The 16,820-nt window shown below is 53.9% G+C and carries 18 protein-coding genes; 6 read left to right on the top strand and 12 right to left on the bottom strand.

Translation table 11 applies throughout. The features are described 5' to 3' along the window. Positions 1-316 precede the first annotated feature (316 nt). The 3 genes from KIH39_RS19125 to KIH39_RS19115 all read right to left on the bottom strand — a co-directional run bounded on the left by KIH39_RS19125 (position 317) and on the right by KIH39_RS19115 (position 2,839). Positions 317-715, bottom strand: coding sequence for a hypothetical protein (locus KIH39_RS19125; protein ID WP_213494829.1), 399 nt, complete (start codon positions 713-715; stop codon positions 317-319). 75 nt (positions 716-790) lie between these two features. Continuing rightward, positions 791-1,102: a hypothetical protein gene (locus tag KIH39_RS19120; protein ID WP_213494828.1), complete on the bottom strand. Its 312-nt coding sequence runs from the start codon at positions 1,100-1,102 to the stop codon at positions 791-793. A gap of 771 nt (positions 1,103-1,873) precedes the next feature. Beyond that, entirely contained in the window at positions 1,874-2,839 is a 966-nt protein-coding gene (locus tag KIH39_RS19115) for a transglutaminase family protein (protein ID WP_213494827.1), read from the bottom strand. A gap of 98 nt (positions 2,840-2,937) precedes the next feature. Here KIH39_RS19115 and KIH39_RS19110 point away from each other — a divergent pair, with 98 nt between their 5' ends. Both KIH39_RS19110 and KIH39_RS19105 read left to right on the top strand, forming a co-directional pair. Further along, positions 2,938-3,648 carry a hypothetical protein gene (locus KIH39_RS19110; protein WP_213494826.1) on the top strand — a complete coding sequence of 237 codons (711 nt, stop codon included), beginning with the start codon at positions 2,938-2,940 and terminating at the stop codon, positions 3,646-3,648. 80 nt (positions 3,649-3,728) lie between these two features. Continuing rightward, positions 3,729-5,147 carry a hypothetical protein gene (locus KIH39_RS19105; RefSeq protein ID WP_213494825.1) on the top strand — a complete coding sequence of 473 codons (1,419 nt, stop codon included), beginning with the start codon at positions 3,729-3,731 and terminating at the stop codon, positions 5,145-5,147. A 71-nt stretch (positions 5,148-5,218) separates the two neighbouring features. Here KIH39_RS19105 and KIH39_RS19100 read toward each other — a convergent pair whose 3' ends face one another. After that, positions 5,219-6,298 (bottom strand): hypothetical protein, encoded by a 1,080-nt coding sequence (locus tag KIH39_RS19100; protein WP_213494824.1) that lies wholly within the window; start codon positions 6,296-6,298, stop codon positions 5,219-5,221. 217 nt (positions 6,299-6,515) lie between these two features. Here KIH39_RS19100 and KIH39_RS19095 point away from each other — a divergent pair, with 217 nt between their 5' ends. Continuing rightward, complete coding sequence (locus KIH39_RS19095; protein WP_213494823.1) at positions 6,516-7,172, top strand: thioredoxin family protein; 657 nt, start codon at positions 6,516-6,518, stop codon at positions 7,170-7,172. A gap of 39 nt (positions 7,173-7,211) precedes the next feature. Continuing rightward, on the top strand, positions 7,212-8,189 hold the full coding sequence (gene fmt, locus KIH39_RS19090) for a methionyl-tRNA formyltransferase (protein ID WP_246539346.1): 978 nt from the start codon (positions 7,212-7,214) through the stop codon (positions 8,187-8,189). A 1-nt stretch (position 8,190) separates the two neighbouring features. Here fmt and KIH39_RS19085 read toward each other — a convergent pair whose 3' ends face one another. Continuing rightward, complete coding sequence (locus KIH39_RS19085; RefSeq protein ID WP_246539345.1) at positions 8,191-9,117, bottom strand: prenyltransferase/squalene oxidase repeat-containing protein; 927 nt, start codon at positions 9,115-9,117, stop codon at positions 8,191-8,193. Between the two features lie 237 nt (positions 9,118-9,354). Between KIH39_RS19085 and KIH39_RS19080 the strand changes: the two genes are divergently transcribed. Both KIH39_RS19080 and KIH39_RS19075 read left to right on the top strand, forming a co-directional pair. Further along, positions 9,355-9,759, top strand: coding sequence for a hypothetical protein (locus KIH39_RS19080; protein WP_213494822.1), 405 nt, complete (start codon positions 9,355-9,357; stop codon positions 9,757-9,759). Positions 9,760-9,886: 127 nt separating this feature from the next. Continuing rightward, positions 9,887-10,330: a hypothetical protein gene (locus KIH39_RS19075; RefSeq protein WP_213494821.1), complete on the top strand. Its 444-nt coding sequence runs from the start codon at positions 9,887-9,889 to the stop codon at positions 10,328-10,330. Here KIH39_RS19075 and KIH39_RS19070 read toward each other — a convergent pair. From KIH39_RS19070 to KIH39_RS19040, 7 genes are all read right to left on the bottom strand, one after another. Further along, a complete protein-coding gene (locus tag KIH39_RS19070) occupies positions 10,327-11,514 on the bottom strand; it encodes an ATP-binding cassette domain-containing protein (RefSeq protein WP_213494820.1) in 1,188 nt (395 codons plus the stop codon). The two genes, KIH39_RS19075 and KIH39_RS19070, sit on opposite strands and share 4 nt — an antisense overlap. A 34-nt stretch (positions 11,515-11,548) precedes the next feature. Then, positions 11,549-12,934, bottom strand: a complete 1,386-nt coding sequence (locus tag KIH39_RS19065) for a phage terminase large subunit family protein (RefSeq protein ID WP_213494819.1) — start codon at positions 12,932-12,934, stop codon at positions 11,549-11,551. Positions 12,935-13,368: 434 nt separating this feature from the next. Next, complete coding sequence (locus KIH39_RS19060; RefSeq protein ID WP_213494818.1) at positions 13,369-13,713, bottom strand: hypothetical protein; 345 nt, start codon at positions 13,711-13,713, stop codon at positions 13,369-13,371. Positions 13,714-13,732: 19 nt separating this feature from the next. Continuing rightward, on the bottom strand, positions 13,733-14,347 hold the full coding sequence (locus KIH39_RS19055) for a phage head-tail connector protein (RefSeq protein ID WP_213494817.1): 615 nt from the start codon (positions 14,345-14,347) through the stop codon (positions 13,733-13,735). Positions 14,348-14,378: 31 nt separating this feature from the next. Continuing rightward, positions 14,379-14,753, bottom strand: a complete 375-nt coding sequence (locus KIH39_RS19050) for a hypothetical protein (protein ID WP_213494816.1) — start codon at positions 14,751-14,753, stop codon at positions 14,379-14,381. 80 nt (positions 14,754-14,833) lie between these two features. After that, on the bottom strand, positions 14,834-16,222 hold the full coding sequence (locus KIH39_RS19045; RefSeq protein ID WP_213494815.1) for a phage major capsid protein: 1,389 nt from the start codon (positions 16,220-16,222) through the stop codon (positions 14,834-14,836). Between the two features lie 57 nt (positions 16,223-16,279). Beyond that, entirely contained in the window at positions 16,280-16,816 is a 537-nt protein-coding gene (locus KIH39_RS19040) for an HK97 family phage prohead protease (protein ID WP_213494814.1), read from the bottom strand. Positions 16,817-16,820 lie beyond the last annotated feature (4 nt).

The raw sequence follows: 16,820 nt of genomic DNA, 5'->3' as shown, positions 1-16,820 counted from the left end.
CCGGGGCATTAGGATTCGAATGAAATTGGTTTTCTCCCCCGGGTAGCCCGAAGCGGTCAACCCGGGTCTGTCCACTGGAAGCCCTCCGGGCTTCCATGAATATTTTTAGAACCCCGGAGGGGTTCCAGAACTGAGCCTCGGGTTTTTTACCCGGGGCAAAATGATACGAATGAAATTTGTTAGTTTTTTGATCTCTTCGGATTAAATCCCTTGAGACAAGAATATTTGATATTTTTATGTCAGAAATTGGATGATCTTTTCATCCGGCTTCAATTTTATGCTCCGGAAGCAGTGCTCCCGTCTGAAATTAAAGTCACTATTGAAACATTGCTGTCATATCTTCCCAAAGTAATGAATCGGATGTTTTGATTCCATGGCGGAAGGTATGGAAGATTTGCTGTACCAAAGCGAGATTGAGTAATTGATCTGCTCGCACGGAGACGCTCATTCCGCCTATAGTTAGTCGACATTCCTTTTTATCATTACCCGGTAAGGTTGCCTTTTTATGTCTGAATGAGCCGTCGGGAAAGATCTCCCGTTCCTCGACAGTGAAATCGGTTGGTCCACCTCCGACTTGCACATAGCTTCCATCCGAACGAGTAAGGTAAGCGTAGCTATTTCGTTTCCCATCGAGTAAAGACAGAAGTTCATTAAGGTTGCTTATTGAAGGTCCTTCTAATCTAGTTCCAGATTCGGATTCGTAGAGAAAGTTCATGAGTTACCAGCCTTGGAGATTAAACCACAATTTTATGTTTTACTGAGAGTCTGTTCCAAAAGTCCCTATTTCGGGCTAATTTCTCATGGATTTGTAGGGTTCATCCCGGCTTTTGGAACAGACTCTGAGTTTTGAGTAGAGCTTTAAAATTCCGATTGAAAGTAGGAATCCAAGAGAGAGAAAAAAGGTAACTATCATGAGATAGGCATCTTTATCGCCAGGATCTTCCACAATAAGATTGATAGACGTTTTACCAGTGACGATGCTTCGAACAGTGTAAAATTGGTAGCGTTCCAAGTTGGCAACCACGGTAGAAAGAGCGTAGCCAATTCCGCAACTCATAACCAGTAATAAAGCAGATTTCCCGAGTCTTCTTTGAGCGATCATATGCTGATCTCTACTGGTTGTAATAATCCAGATGCTAATGAAGTTCGCGGAGTGCTTCCAAGCTTATCTTGTGAGCAATTTTTTATGAATGCACTGCCAATTACCTAGCCATTGGCACCTAGCACAAGCCTTGGAACCTTTTTATTTCAGTCTTCGCGATTAACTTTTTTCGTAAACATCATCACATCATCTAGTGAATCCTCCGCATAAGCTTTGAGATAATCATTCGAAAGGCTTGTTCTGATTATCTCCTCGGCTTTAGGGGATATTCTCCCATGAATCCTTGCAAGGTGTCCAAGACATGTTATCGCTATACGTTTCAGCTCAAGGTCTGAGCTATCGTAGATCTGTATGCATTTCGATTCGACCCACAAGTAGTCTGGATCGTGAAAAGTTACCGATAGCAAAGCATCTATTTTGGGATTCGTGGCTTCAGATGATTCGAATATCTGCTCAGCTTTATATCGGCTTATTGGTTCCGGTTGCGAATATCGCAATTTGCGCCTCGAAACGGTTTTTTTCTGTCAATTTCCAAGAGAATTCAACTATGCATTTCGGCTTGGCTACGCCTTGGCACCCGGTTTCCCGAATTGAATCTCTCCCCGGGTAGACCGAAGCGGTCAACCCGGGTCTGTTCTCTGGAAGCCCTCCGGGCTTCCATGAATATTTTTAGAACCCCGGAGGGGTTCCAGATTCGAGCCTCGGGTTTCCTACCCGGGGCAATCAAATGGGTTTCCTACCGGGGCAAAATAAAACCCGGGGCGGATAGCCTCACTGCTGCTGCTGGCTCTGCTGCTGGCGATAAATGATCCGGCGCTGCTGATGAAAGAACGCCCGGTTGTTGGTTCCCACCTGTTCCGCACTGGTGCTGGTCCAGGCCGGAGAGGCCAATTCAGTCAGTTCCGTAGGCACCCGGTCGATCTTTTGCACGTTCACCAGAACCGAGATCGTTTCTTTAGCTCCGGCGCCTTTCCAGACTCCCTTGTTCGGCGGCACATCGCTGAAATCGCGGCCGACCGCCGTCAGGATATGATCGTTGCCGCAGAAAATCTTCCGGGTCGGATCGACATCGACCCAGCCCACCCCGGCCCCCGCCCAGATCTGGCACCAGGCGTGCGTGGCAATCTCCCCCGGTTCGTTCACGTAGCCGCTCACATAGCGGGCGGGCAGGCCGAGCTGCCGGCTTGCGGCGATGAACAGGTGCGAGAAATCCTGGCAGACCCCCTGTCCCAATTCCAGAGCTTTGGAAACAGGTGTGGAAGCATCGGTCACCTGCTTGGTATAATTTAGTCGTGCCCGAACGGTATCGAGCAGAAGCTGCACGGCGTCCAAAAGGGTGCCGGGAAGTTTAGGTAACTCGGCCGCGAAGGCCCGCAGTGAATCACACGGTTCGGTTAACGGGCTGGGGCGAAGAAATTCGACTGCTTCTACCGAGAGATTCTGGTCGATCGGCCACGGAGCACCGGACAGGATTTTTCGCGGGTCGCGACGATGGACCCGGACGCAAGTGGCCGCTTGAATTAAAACCTCACTGTGCGGCGGCACCACGCTAAACAGCTGCGCCTGGTTCCCGAAGCCGTCCCGGAAGATCGTCAGAGCGGCACTCGGGGAGATGCGGATCTTATGCCCCAAAATAGTCTGATCTTCGTTAGAAGGCGGAGTCATCCGCACTTCAATGACCGACTCGATAACCGCTTCGGAATAACTCAACCGAGTTTCATGATCGATTCGGAGCATTAAAACCTACAGGTGGATTGACAGGGGGAATTTCGATTATAATTAGCAGAAGTGGCTTCAGTATCCAAGAAGCTCTTCGATTTTGAGAACCAGAAACAATGCTTATTACTTGCCCGGCCTGCGGAGCGGATAACGACTGGAGCTACGAGTCGAACGGTAAACCGAGCTGTTTTCGGTGCGAATCTCCGCTGCGCGCCGATAGCAAAACCAAGTCTCGAACCCCGGCGAAAAAAAACCAGCCGCAACAGGACGAACAGCAGCCCCCGAAAAATCACACCCTTCGCAACGCCATCATCGGGACGATTCTGTTTGCGAAAGTCATTCTCATCCTGATTGCCCTCGGCAGACACGGCAAACAGCCGAATCCCGCTGCCCCGGCGCAGGCCTTCGGCTTTCCTCAGCCCGGCCGAGGGGGACCTGGATTCGGGCCGGGCTTTGCTCCGATGCGGGCCCAACAGCCGCGCCAGATCATGAGCTACGAATTGTTCGAACCGGAAGAAGTTCCTTCTCCCGATGGCGCTCTTCGCACCTTTCATCTGAAGGCGAACAAACTGCAAGCCGGATTTTTTGAACGCCAGCCCGTACTGCGAGTTCGACTGGGCCAGATTACTCGAATGTATTTCGTCGATCCGCAGATACTTCGAAAAGCCGATACCACCAACATTGAATTCAGCATACCCAAAGACAACATTCTCGAGGGTGTCAACGAACTCGTCGTCTGGCTGGAAGTAGCCGAGCCTAACAATGCGATACCGCGCTCCGGGATTGTGGTCTCCCCCGATTTGAAGGTGTCCCTGAAAGCTCACTAACCCGGCGGCGATTTTGGAATAGGCTGATTCAACTTAACGACGTCTTTGAATTTCTCTCCCCTGTCGAAAGATCAGCTGCGATGAAATCCTATCAAACCTATCGGAATCTTCCGCCTCTCGCCGGCCTGGCTTCCATGGAACAAGCGGCGAAGCCCGGGCTGGGAATCGAAGAGTGCGTGACCCGGCTGAAACGCTTTCATTATGCGTTCAAACGGCTCCATGAAATTCTGACCGCCAAGATCACCTCCGAGCCGATCTACGAACTGAAGACCGCTTTTTCCTACCATGCTTATCTCTGTGCCGAGCATGTTTCGGCCTTGCGAACCCGTGTCGGCGAAATGCGCGAACCGCCGTTGGGTCTGGAAGATATTCCCCACGAAGCGTTGCAGATTTTCTTCGATGAAATCCTCTGTGCCCCCACAACATTCGAATTGCTCTTCGGTCTTTACGAAACCGCTCTACCCGCGCTGACGGGGGCCTTGCAGGATTACATGCAAGTGACCAACCCGCTGACCGATGCCCCTTCGAATCGCGTCTGCCGATACGCCGGTATCGAAATTCAAGACATGCTGAAGTACGGGCGGGAAGCCATTGCCTGTCTGGAAGAGCCGGGCGTTCGTCAGACGCTGGAGCCCTGGTCGAAATATCTGAGCGAGTTACTCCAGATCGCCGGGGGGCTCGGCGGCAGTCGGCCGGCGCTAGATCAACCCTGTGAACGGCGGTATTCTCAGACGCCGTACGTTTACGATGCGGTACCTAAACGCGATGAACGCTTTCAGGATCTTTACAATCAGGGCGTCAATCCGGAAGCCTTCCTTTACGACAAGCAGTATCCCGCCAAGCCCAAGGCGCTGATGATGCTCTTCAAGCGGATTCGAGAAATCGACGTGCCGGAGATGATGGCGAGCATCATCATCCAGACACCGGGCAAACCCTGGGGTTATTACCTGGAGATGAGCCGGCAGCTTTGGGACGAAGCGCGCCACACCATGATGGGGGAAGTCGGCTTTGTGGCCATGGGAGTCGATTGGACCCAGGCCCGCATTACCCACAACTGGTCACTGCGCTTGAACACCGAATGCAAGCCTCTGGAACGTCACGGCGTGCTCTATTTCATCGAGCAGGGCCTGATGCCGAAGACCGGCAAGCGCTACGAATTTGAAACGGCGGCCGAGAGTGGCATCCCGCTGATGAAGACGATACAGGATTTTGATTGGGCCGATGAGGTCTTACACGCCGCGATTGGCCGGCGCTGGTACATCACTCAGTTCAAGGACATTCACGAAGCTTTGGCCTTCGGCGATCAGTGCTGGAGCAAGATTGTCAGCAACTGGAAACAGGTGAAAGAGACCGGACTGACCGAACATACCAACTGGTGGCCGTCGATCTACAAGCAGGCCTGTGCCAAGTGGGGGGAAGACCCCAATCCGGCGGTTCTGGCGTACAACACGACTTACGAGGATAAGCGGGCCGATCTGAAGGATCTGACCCGGGCGTAGACGCGGAATTCAGAAACTGATGAACGGAAACACCCGCCGGAAAAAGGCGGGTGTTGGTGTTTCTAAATTGGTTACTTGGCCGGGATCTTGAAGGAACCGGCGATGAACGATTTGAAGGCATCGGAAGTCGAGAGATAAATCGTTCCTGGGATTTCTCCCTTATCGTTCTTGGTGCCAAATGTCAGCTTCAGAGCGTAATTGGCCACGAAGAGATCGGTTTTGGGAAGTTTGGAGGCGGCGTCCTTGGACGAGATGGAGATATGGGGCGATTGCGGCGGATTGGATCGCGCTCGGGCGATGCTGTAGGTCTTGCCTTCCAGAGATTCATCCGCTTTCAGAAACGTCGTCACCACTACTTCAAATTCCGGGAAAACATCTTTACCCTTCTTGAGAACCAAACGGCTGCCTTTGAATTCCACGATGTCATATTTGAATTCTTTCCCATGAATCATGCCCACCACATCCCCTTCGGGCGGCGTCATTTCCTTCAGGTCCATGGTCCATTTGGCGCCGAGCTTCTTCATGTTCTCTTTGTTGATTTCATCGTCTTTGGCCGCACGGGCTTTGGCCTCCGCCTGCAGAACTTCGGTCGGGACTAAAACCAGCGATTTCAAAAAGGTGTCGGCCGTTTCAGATTCCAAGAAGGCCTTATCCGTCGATTGCACGCTGAATTCATAAACACGAGGCCGGGCAAAAAGCAGGACCATCCGCTTTTCGGCGCTGTCTTTGGTGAGACGATATTCCTTGGCCTTCAACTCGCCAACTTTGGTTTCCTTGGGCTCCGAAACTTTGTAGCCGTCTTCCTTCTCTTGCTTCACGAAAATATCGAGCACATCGTTGACTTTGACGCCTTTCAGGGCGGGGCCGCTCAGCGCGCTGCTATAGACTTCCAGGGTGGCGCCGTTTTTCAGAGAGTAGTCGTTGATCTGAATTCGTTCGCGGATTCCCGAGACGGTCATCGTGCGATCCCGGCTGCCGCTGCGTTTCACATCCTCGGGGATGAACCAGCGATACGTCCCCTCCTTGCTCGAAACCAGTTTCCAGCCTTTCGGTGGAGTCGGCGGTTCCCATTTGGTTTCTTTTTTGTCTTGCGCAGTGGTGGTGAAGGTCATTGCCAACGCGAGCAACGCCAGTCCGGGGAAGCGGTACATGCACTCTCCAATGTGTCGATTCACAGAATTAAAATTGAGATTCCTGAAGGCATTGAGCAGGGTGTTCTATGTACACCCGAAGTGAAAGTTATTTGATCGCGAGCCAAAAATCCAGTGTTTTTACAGACATCCCTTAATCTCGGCGGAAATTCCCGATGCCCTACAATGCAAGAGAGCGAAATATTTCTTAGACCATCGACTCCTGGGAGGTTCTGTTATGAAGTTTTCAAGAACGGCGATTTTCCTGGCCTGTACTGGCTTCTGCGTAGGACTGACGGGCTGTGCTAAACAGGAGGTGGCCTCTACACCCTCCCAGCGCGTTGTGACAAGTGAGCCGAAAGACTTGCCAGCCAAGACCAGCAGCGAAAGCACGCCTGAGAAAGCCACTGCCGCGGTTCCCCCGAGTGCCAAGGACGCGGGAGTTAAGCCGAATAAGGAAGCCGCCCCGGAGAAAGCCTCGACGGGCGATGCCCCCTTTTATACCGTGGCTCATTACGATGAAATGCGCAACCCCGCCAAAGATCTCGAAGACACGATTCAACGTGCCAAGAAAGAAAACAAACGGATTCTGGTGCAGGTCGGCGGCGACTGGTGCCCATGGTGCAAGATCTTGACTGCCTTCCTCGAAAAGACTCCAGCGTTAAATAAAGTTTTGACCGATAATTTCCTCTTGATGAAAGTGACCTGGACGGAAGAACAGCATAACGAGGAATTCCTTTCCAAGTATCCCGCGATCAAAGGCTACCCGCATATCTACGTTCTCGACACCGACGGCAAACTTCTGAAATCCAAAAACACGGACGAATTGGAAAAAGGAAGCAGCTATAGTGAAGAAGCGATTCTGAAATTCCTGACGGAATGGACGAAGAAATAATCGAATCGGTCTTCAATCTTTTAGTTGGTTGCTTGCTCTATGAACCCCATTCGTATCGTGATGATGGGCACCGGCACCTTTGCCGAGCCCACCCTGGAACATCTTCTGCAAGGTCCCGATCCAGTCGTTGGGGTGTTCACTCAGCCCGACCGCGAAACCGGCGTCAAGCGCGGTTCCACGCGGCAGGTCGGCCGCGGCATGAAAGAAATCGCTGCCGAGAAGAATGTACCAGTCTTTCAACCGGAGAGCATCAATAGTCCGGAAGGGGTGGCTCTGCTGAAAGATTTGAATCCCGATCTTTTAGTCGTCGCGGCCTACGGTCAGATTCTTTCCAAGGAAGTCCTGGGCCTGCCCTCCATCGGGGCGATCAACGTTCATGCCTCTCTGTTGCCTAAGTATCGTGGGGCCGCCCCTATCGCCTGGGCCATCTATCACGGCGAGGCGGAAACCGGCGTCACCATTATCCGCATGTCGGTCGGACTGGATGCCGGGAATATGCTGGCTCAGAAATCGGTCCTCATTCAACCCATGGAAACCGCCGGGGAACTGGAAGCCCGCCTCGCCCCCATCGGCGCACAAATGGCTCTGGATGTCATCGCTCAGATGAAGCAGGGACCCGTGGTGGGCACGCCGCAGGATAAAGCCCTGGTGACCAAGGCGCCCAAGCTGAAGAAAGAAGATGGTTTAATCGACTGGAATCGCCCGGCGGAAGCGGTGGCCCGGCAGATCCAGGCCATGCAGCCCTGGCCGACGGCGTACACGTTTCTGCATCGCGAAGGTAAAGAACCGATGCGGGTGATGATTGCGCGGTGTGTCCTTACCGAAGGTCACGGCGAGCCGAGCACGCTTTTTTCCCCGGATGGAAAAAAGTTAGTTGTGCATTGCAGTCCCGGCGCTTTGGAAATTCTCGAATTGCAACCGGCGGGGAAAAAGAAAATGAACCCTTCCGATTTTCTGCGCGGCCATCCCATTCAGAAAACCGACCGCTTCGGCTGTCAGGATTTGTTCGCTGCTTAGCTCAGGCAAACAATCCCATCACACCAATCCCATAGAACGTATATTCCACATCGAGAGCGGTATCCCAGAGGCCGCCTTTGAAACCGCCGGTGGAACTTTCCAGCGACTGCGCGTAAGCGACCACGTTGGCCACGTCGATGCGATCTTTGGCTCCCAACTGGGCCAGTGTCCAGGACGCCGTGAAGGTCGAGAGCAGATCGGCCGTGGGGATGCGGTCATTCGCCCGGAAACCGCCTTCGAATTCCCCAACTAATCGGAAGAGAAAATCAATCACGAGGTTTCGCGAAGAGTCATCCAGAGCATTCGCGATTTGCAGTAGGCCCACCCCGGCCGCCGTCGGGTTGGTCCCGCAGCGACGCATGGCCGGGATTTCAACGTAGCCGCCATCGTCCCGTCGACGCTGACGAGTGAACTCGACCAGGGCTTCAATATTGGGGATCGGCTTCTCGAGCAGTTCAATCGCCAGGGCCACCAGAAAGGAATGGTAGGTACTGCCGTAGCTGGCGTCGGGCGTTTTGGCGTAACCGCCGTCGGCGGTACGAAATTGTTCGAGGCTTTGGGCCACCCGTTCGGGCCAGTCGGCGGGGGCTTCGGCAAACACATCGTAGCCGCCGAGCCGGACCAGGAAAGAACCGACGAGCAGACTAAAAAGATCGATGACACTGGCGGGCTGATTCAATTTGGATTTGAGGAAGCCACCCGCTTTTTCACAAATCGTGGGAGTTAGTCCCTGCAAAATGGCTAAGCTGCGTAAGCCGAAACCGGTGTAGTAGAGATCGGAGCCCCCTTCGCGGCCACTGAAACCGCCATCGGGATTCTGGTTGGCAGTCAGCCAATTTATGTGCCTTTCCCGAAAAGCGGCGGGAAGCCGATCTACCCCATCGACTAAATCCGCCGTCAATTTTTGCAGGTATCCTAGCGAGCTCATTCAGCAATTGTAAAGCGCCGAAGCAGTCCGGTTAGGTACCCGTTTCCCCCTCGTCAGATATCTGCTCGAAAAGATCCGGGAAATGAGTAAAAAGTGAGATTTTTGTCTGACACAGGAACTCCCTGAAATATTCGGTGTTAGAGAGCTATATACCTTGTAGGGAATGGGGCCATCGGACTCGCAATCTAAGATGCACATTCTTTGCCGGACTCTGTTTTGAAATAGCGAAGGATTAGTATGGTCAATCACTCTCCTAAAGTGGCCATGACATTCTGGGACAAGTTTAACAATTGGAATGGCTGGCAGAATCTGGTGCTCAGCTTGGCTGTTTTTGTGGGAATTGGCCTCCTATTGGTGCTAACCACTCCGAAGCCAACCTCCAAGCAATTTGTCGCGAATCCAGACATCGTCAATTTGGACAAGGATGTACTTCAGGAACGCATCGAAAAGTATCGAAATTTGTCCTCGATGGACGATGCCAAGACCCTCAACGTTCGGAAAATTCTGGAGCAGGGCCGGGAAGTGCTCAAAATTTTCATCGGCTCCAGTAACTCCGTAATCACTCTCGATGCCAAATCGGGGGAACTAATCACGGAAGCAAAAATGGAAGATCCCACGATGAAATTTCGGACGGTCGACTAAAGGTCGCTGGCAATTCGAGGGTAAACCCTCGAATTGAATTTTTATCATCCGCTCTCAATGTACTCATTCTTACATTCACTGAGATGAGTAACAGGCCGCAGGATTGCACAATAAGAAGGGAATGGTCATGAATAGGATTCGCCCCACGAGCAAGCACTGGGAAGCGCTGATACATTGCCTCAGTCGACCTTGGGTTGCGACAATAGGGGCAGTCGGTCTATTAAGTGTCTTTGTGCTGCTCACCCGACATCCGCATGAGGGAGCGCAGTCCTTTGTAGAAAGCGCTAAGCAGCCGCTACTTCCAGAGATCCCGCTACTGACCCAAGTGCGGGAATTGCCTTCCCAACGGGCGATCGATGAACCTTCGTTTCCCGGCTCCGAACTTTTGCATCTGGTGCGGGAAGAAATCGTCGAAGGCCGAAAAGTTCTGCGCATCCAGGCGGTGGCGAATGGACCGGAATTGCTGATAGATGCAATTACCGGAGTAGTCCTTCGCGAACGTAAAGCGGAACAACCGACGAGCGTAAATCCTGGCGAACCATCCAAAGATAAAGACTCATCCGTCGATTAACCCCACGTCGGGCCGCGAAAAGTTTTCCGAATGAAGTAAACCGGTTCGCTGAATTGGTTTTGTCGATCCTCATTCGGATTTTTGTTGCTCTTGCGATTTTTGTACGCCCGGCTCGGTCGCTTGCCATTCCGTCGAATCAAGCCGATTTTTTGAAATCCCGCCTTTTCGAAAACCGGATTCACTCGACCCATAGCCGAAAGAGTTTCGATCCACTCCACCGGGCAACTATCGCAAGCTTCGGCAATAAACCGGGCCGCGATGCCCGCCCCTCGATAAGTCGGGTGCAAAACTACTCGCGATAATACCCATAAAGACTTGTTCATGCGTTGCATCATCCGGGGAGATTGCGGACGTTGCAGTCCGAAATAGCGGGTGCGCAGAGTCAGGGAGGCCGCCGGGCAGCAGAAGATGCAAATGCCGATCGGCTGATGGAGATGCTCCAGCACGACCACCCGGCGGACGAACGCAACTGTACGGCTTCGATAATGCCAGCGCGCGAAATATTTCCAATCCGCCAGCGTTCCTTCTCGAATTTTCAATTCATCGGCAAAGGATATCGGCTTGGAAACTCGGTTTTCCGAGCGAAAAATCCGAATATCGCCGTCGCCTCGACATTCCACTCGTACATCCGGCTGCAAATCTTCGAGAACGTCCTCGTGGCTAGTGGCCAGTAGTAGCCGGCCCTTCCAGCGTTGGACTTGCTTGCGCAGATTATAAGCCACAACTTTCGCCAGAGTGCGATCGAGAACCGCCGAGAATTCATCCACCATCACGGTTTGCGATAGAGACATCGCGTACGCTAGGCGGAATCGAAAGCGTTGACCCTCCGACAACTCGCTCGGCGTGCGCAGCATCAAGCGGGCTTCGCCGAGGCCGCATGCGGATAGTTCACCCAGACGTTTTTCCAGTGAACCTTCCAGCGCATCGATCAGAGGAATGTCCGGCAGCAAAATCTGCTGGGCGTCTCGTGCGTTCCAGGATTGTCCCAAGGTTCGCAACAACGAAGATTTCCCGCTGCCGGAAGGGCCATGAAACAAGGCAATTTGTCCCGGCTGCAAATCGAGCGAAAAATTTTCCGCAACCGTTATTGGGGGTTCTTCGTCCGAGAGGCCGAACAGATCGCAGACCTGATTAGACCAGAGTGAACGGCGCTGCGGTAAGAAAGGAAATCGAATGGAGATCATGCGGGCGATCCCGAAAAGTGAAAATAGAAAAGTATTACCAGACGCGCAACTCGGTTTTCGTACTCAGCCATTGCGCGGCCATCGCGGCGGCATCCAGAAGGTCATCGTGATCGCCGAGCGGGAAGGAAATCATTTCATCGAACAACGGTTTTTGCTCCGGCGATACCTCGTTGTTCTGACCTCTCAGATAGAATCGGCCGGTTTCCACCAAAACACTGAACGCCTGCACTCGTGCCAGCTTGCTGACGGACTGCGTGATGCCGATTAATCGACCCGCGAAACCTGCCTGGCTTTGCAGCATCTCAAACACGGCGCGGAACGCCCCATTCTGCTCAAAAAGAATCGCATCCGGCTTCCAAAGTGCATCGAACTGGCGAATCAGTTCGATCAGTTCGGGTGGGCGAATTCTTCGGCCGAGCGCTTCCAGACAATCCATTTCCCGATTGTCGCGCAAACCGAGCACGACTAATGCGCTGCAATCGGCCTGGGCCGTCGTGCTGATGGCCGGGTCGATGGCGAGAACGATTTTGGAATAACTCTTGTCCCGCTCGCGAAAACGGATCCATTTCAGCAGTATCAAGGTGTCCGCTTCCACCAGCGGTTTCAGATGATAGGCTCGGGCAAACGGAATCGTCCCGATCTCGCGTCGGCGTTGGAGCAGCCGTTCTCTGGGCCAGTGCTCCGGCCACAGCGGTGTCAAATCTTCATCGATCGCCCGTCGAAAATGCGCGTACGCGGAACTGGCTTTCAAGCGAGCGTTCAAATCGTCCTGATGCCAGGGCGTGAACAGATTCCAGAGCCGGCCCTGCGGTTCGAGCAAGTTCATCAGGTTTTCGCGAAAGTAACTTTCGACGCGCCGCCGTTCGCGAGCACTGTAAAGCGATTTCACATCGACGATGTCATCGCAGATGAGCAGATCGGCGCGCACACCGGTGGACCCGGCCCCGATACCGAGAGCCGTAACACTCGGGCCAATGCGAGCGCGCTGCCCCGCTATGTGAAAGCATTTCGTACCCCAGGGCCGGCCAGGCCGCAAGTGAGGAAACAGAGGAAACAGCCAGGGATTAGTTTGCAGTTGCTGGCGGATAAACCCGCTTCGTTCCAGGGCAATCTTTTCGTTGCCGCACACCAGGACGATGCGCAGATTCGGCTGCCTTCCCAACTCCCAGAGAACGCGGGCGCAGACCTGCGTACTCTTGCCGTGATCGCGCGGCAATTCGATGAGCGCCCGCGGATTCCGAGTCAGGAAATCCTGCAATTCTTTGTGAATCATCGCCTGCCGGAATGGTTTATCCGGCTGACTGAGAACCAGTTCCAGAAATGCATTGGGATCCTGACGAGCCTGACGTCGATTCTTTTCCTGTTGAATCAGATGCCATTTTCGCAGTGAGTTCTGCCGCGAGCGCTTCGAGCTGTTCATCGGGGCACCTCAGTAAACCGCGGGCGAAAATTTGTAGCGGGTCCAGCCCCTCCCTCTCCGGAGATTGGCCCTCTTTCCATAGCGGATTGAGTAGAGAGATGAGTACCTTTGCACTGGCAATCGCGGTTTTGGCATCCTGCTCCCGCAGCTGTCGGCGCATCCAGGAAATGCATTCGAGGCGGAACTCGGCGGCTGAATCTTTCAATGCCAGCGTCAGGGCACGACTCCATAATCCCGGGTGAGCATAGATCAGTTCATCCAGATGTTTTCTGGTCTCTCCCAACTTGCTGGTGCAAGTCTTCCAACTCAGCCCGCGGGCTCGATAGCCGGCCAGCCGAGTCAGAAGTCGCTGAACGCTCGTTCGCGAGTTTTTTCGCTGGCGCATGATGGTGCAAAGGCCGGGAAATGTTGAAGAAGAAGCGTTAGTCAATCTTTCAGGAATGGCGCATCAGATAGGCCCGTTTCCGCTCGAAGGAACTTCCGGGGTTTACGATTTCCACCCAGACGACGACAAATCTATTGCCGCCCATGCGAACTTCATCGCCATCGGCGTACACGATCGCATTGGTTCCCGCCGTCCGCGAGCAACCATCGCGTAGATCCGTGGAAGAAGCCGTTTCCAGAATGTGAGTCCATTTCAGTGTCCGTGTCGAATTCAGACCGGAACTATCGGCGATCAAGTGGCCGGAGATCTCTGTAGCGATCGGTGTAGGCGAACCGAAGGGGCGATAGATGGCCGTGGTCTCGGGATACGGAATGGGAATCGGTGCGGTACTCATGTTGACTCTCGGGGACTTTTCAAAGACTGGGCTGCCGAAACGGTTCCAAAAGATCGAGCGCTTGCCGATACGAATCGTCTTTATTGCTCTCGAACATCACGAATGAATCGCCTACCCGTTCCTGCAGAATATTTCGCTGATTGGACGCCTGATTCGTCTTCACTTTCCGATAAGAGAAACCGACCAGGAGAGCTAAAGCTTCCTGGATCTGCTGCGGTACCGGTGCACTGACGGTGTAGATGACCCGGACCATGCCTGGAAAGCTTTCCCAGACCGGTCGAAGTTCCTGAAAGGCCGTGTAAAAGCGGGTCTGGTAGAAAGGTCCGCACAACGACCTGACGATACCCCGGACGGCATCCACCTTATAGGCGATCGCGGGGATTTCAGTTTGCAGGCCGAACTCGCCGAGATTATCGACGTAGACATTCAGGTTTGCCACCGGATAATTTTTCAGCTGCACAGAACGCAGCGCGGCCGAGAAATCTTCGGTGAAGGTTCCCCCTTCGAATTTTCGACCGGTATGCTCGGCGATCAATGCTTCCGCGGAAGATTGAATTTTGCCGAGCAAACTATCATCCTCGCTACCGGAGATCCCCAGCCGCGCTTTGATGTTCGCCAGTGTATCGAGTGCCATGATCCAATCTCCGCTGTGAAATCGGGCGAATTCAGGGAACTAATTTTTTCTGAGTGGCTAGCACGACGCTGCCGAAGCAACTGGCAAGATCGCCATCTTCGAAGATATACTGGTAGCGCAGATAACGCTGCGAGCGCACGAACGAGATGATTTGCAGACTGTTTAACCCTTTGACCGGTTCGAATGAACCGCCGGGGATGTCGGTCCAATTGATCCTGTCGGACGACTCCTGAAACTTACCCAGAAACGCACTGCTGCTGAGCTGGCCGATGGATTGAATCGCGAAACAGGCTCCATCGGAATCGATCATATCAACGATGGTCGATCCGTCTTCCGATAGAGAATTGGCCTGAACGACCGATTGCAGGGCGACGGCGCTGGCGACATCGTGAAGTAAGGTGGACATGGAAAACTCCGAAGGAGACATCAGTAAAAAATGAGAAAAACGCGGGCGGGAAAGATCCTTCGTCCCACCCGCGCGGGCGATCAGGCCGCGACCAGTTGGTCGCAGAGTACGAAGCTGCTGATGTTTCGAGGGCCGGCATCGATATGCTGGATGCCGCGCAGATAAGTCTGATCGTTGGTCAGGGCAGAATCTCCCAAACCGCTGGCCATGAACTCCATCACTCCCATGCGGGCGATGACCCAATCGGGGAAGTACCCCAACAGGACATAGGTAAGATTGGAACCGGAACCCTTGGTGCGGGTAGTACTGACCTGCGAGGAGCGAACCACTCGGGTGCCGTAGATCTCGCTCGGCGGAGCATCGGCCGCACTCCGCATGGGATGGAACAGGAAAGGCCCTTTCCCATCGTTGGCGTTCACGGCATCCGCCCGCCGGTTCATCAGGGCCGCGAACATATTTTTTCGCATCAGCCAGGCCGTTGGGGCGCCGACGGCATCGGGCAGCTTTCCTTCCATCAGGGCCACATCCTGCGGCTCGAAGGTATTGCCGTTGGTTCCTAGTGTGCTGGCGGTGTGCTGGGTGATGCCACCGTACGTCAGCAGCCCTTTAATCTGCGTGCTGCCGTTGCCTTCCAGCATCGACAGATCGGCCTTCAGCGCCACACTGCGGGCCATATCGTAGCGGATCAGGCCTTCCGCGGAAGGACTGGCAAAGCGCAACAATTCGTTGTTTACCTTCACCAGTACGCCGAGTTTCTTGGCTTGCAGATCGAGGTTACCGGTGGTCGGTTGGCTTTCGGTGATCGCAGTCGCTTCGCCGACCCAGTAAGCCGTGCTGCCCCCGGTGAGTTTGGGAAATTGAATGCGGCCGTTGGGAGGCAGGGCGATTTCCTGGGCCCCGGCCATCGAAAAGACTTCCAGATTCCGCTGCAGATCGATGATCTCGCCGAGCACGGGATAACGGACCAGCGTTCCGCCGGCGGTATCGGTGATGGTTCCCAGCGATTTAGTCTGAAGGTTCAGGCGACGGTTCAGCCAGCGGGCCTCATCCGGATCGAACTTATCGGCCTGGGCCGTCATTTTGCAGCGGATCTCATCGCGCAGTTTCGCGCCGCGGCTTTCGAAAGCCGGCAGATGATTGGTCGAGAGGGGGATCAGGAAAGATTGCGCGCCGCAGTGCGGTACGAACCCATAAGTGGAATAGAGATCGCGCAACTGTTGATGCGTGTGAATCTCTTCTTTAGCCTGATCCGCCCCGATATAACCCAGGGCGTAGGCGGCCGCCTTCAGAACACTGTAGCCGTCGGAATCCCGGCCGACCGGGCCACTGGTCGCCCAGGGCACCCGGCGGTCGACCCGGCTTTTTTCGATCGCATCGCTGGTTTTCTGTTCGATGAACTGCACAAGCTCATCGCGAGTTTGAAAGCGGTCGTTGGGGATGGTAGTGGAAGTCGTTTCAGTCGTCGTCATGAAAATATCTCCAGGAGAAAGGGCACAAAAAATTCGGTTAAGGGAAGGTAAGAGCCGTTATTTCAACAGCCCGCCGAGAACATCCCGGCGCAGGTAATCGATCAAGTGGGAATCCTCGATCTGACCTTTCTGAATCGCCAGCGTCAGGGCCTGAGGATTATCCGGGATCGGCACCGCACTATATTCGAGCAGTTCCCAGGAATCGAAAAACAGCCCGGCGGGTTCCTCACGCTGCCGTCGTCGCGGTCGGGCACTTTTCGGAACGAAGCCGATCGACCAGCCACGCAGCGTCCCTTCGGCGTAGAGTCGAAACAAATCGCGTGCGAGCGGTGTGGCCTGAGAAAACTGCGTTTCCGCAACGATTTGATCGGGTAGCACTTCGAGTTTGGTGCAGGTACCAATCGGCGGTACGTTCCGCTGATGCGCCCAGAGAACGACGGGGTTCTTCAAATACTCGGCCGCGTTACTCAAACCGGCGGGCAGGATGACATCGCCGCGCCGGTCGACTTGCGATGTACTAATCACGGATCGCACCGTGTGATTTTCGGTATCAATGGATAATGGAGTCGCGTCCACAGACATATGCAATTTCATGGAT

The organism is Telmatocola sphagniphila, from assembly GCF_018398935.1.
Lineage (GTDB): Bacteria > Planctomycetota > Planctomycetia > Gemmatales > Gemmataceae > Telmatocola > Telmatocola sphagniphila.
The sequence above is the reverse complement of the archived record's forward strand: the minus strand, read 5'-3'. Positions and strand labels throughout refer to the sequence as shown.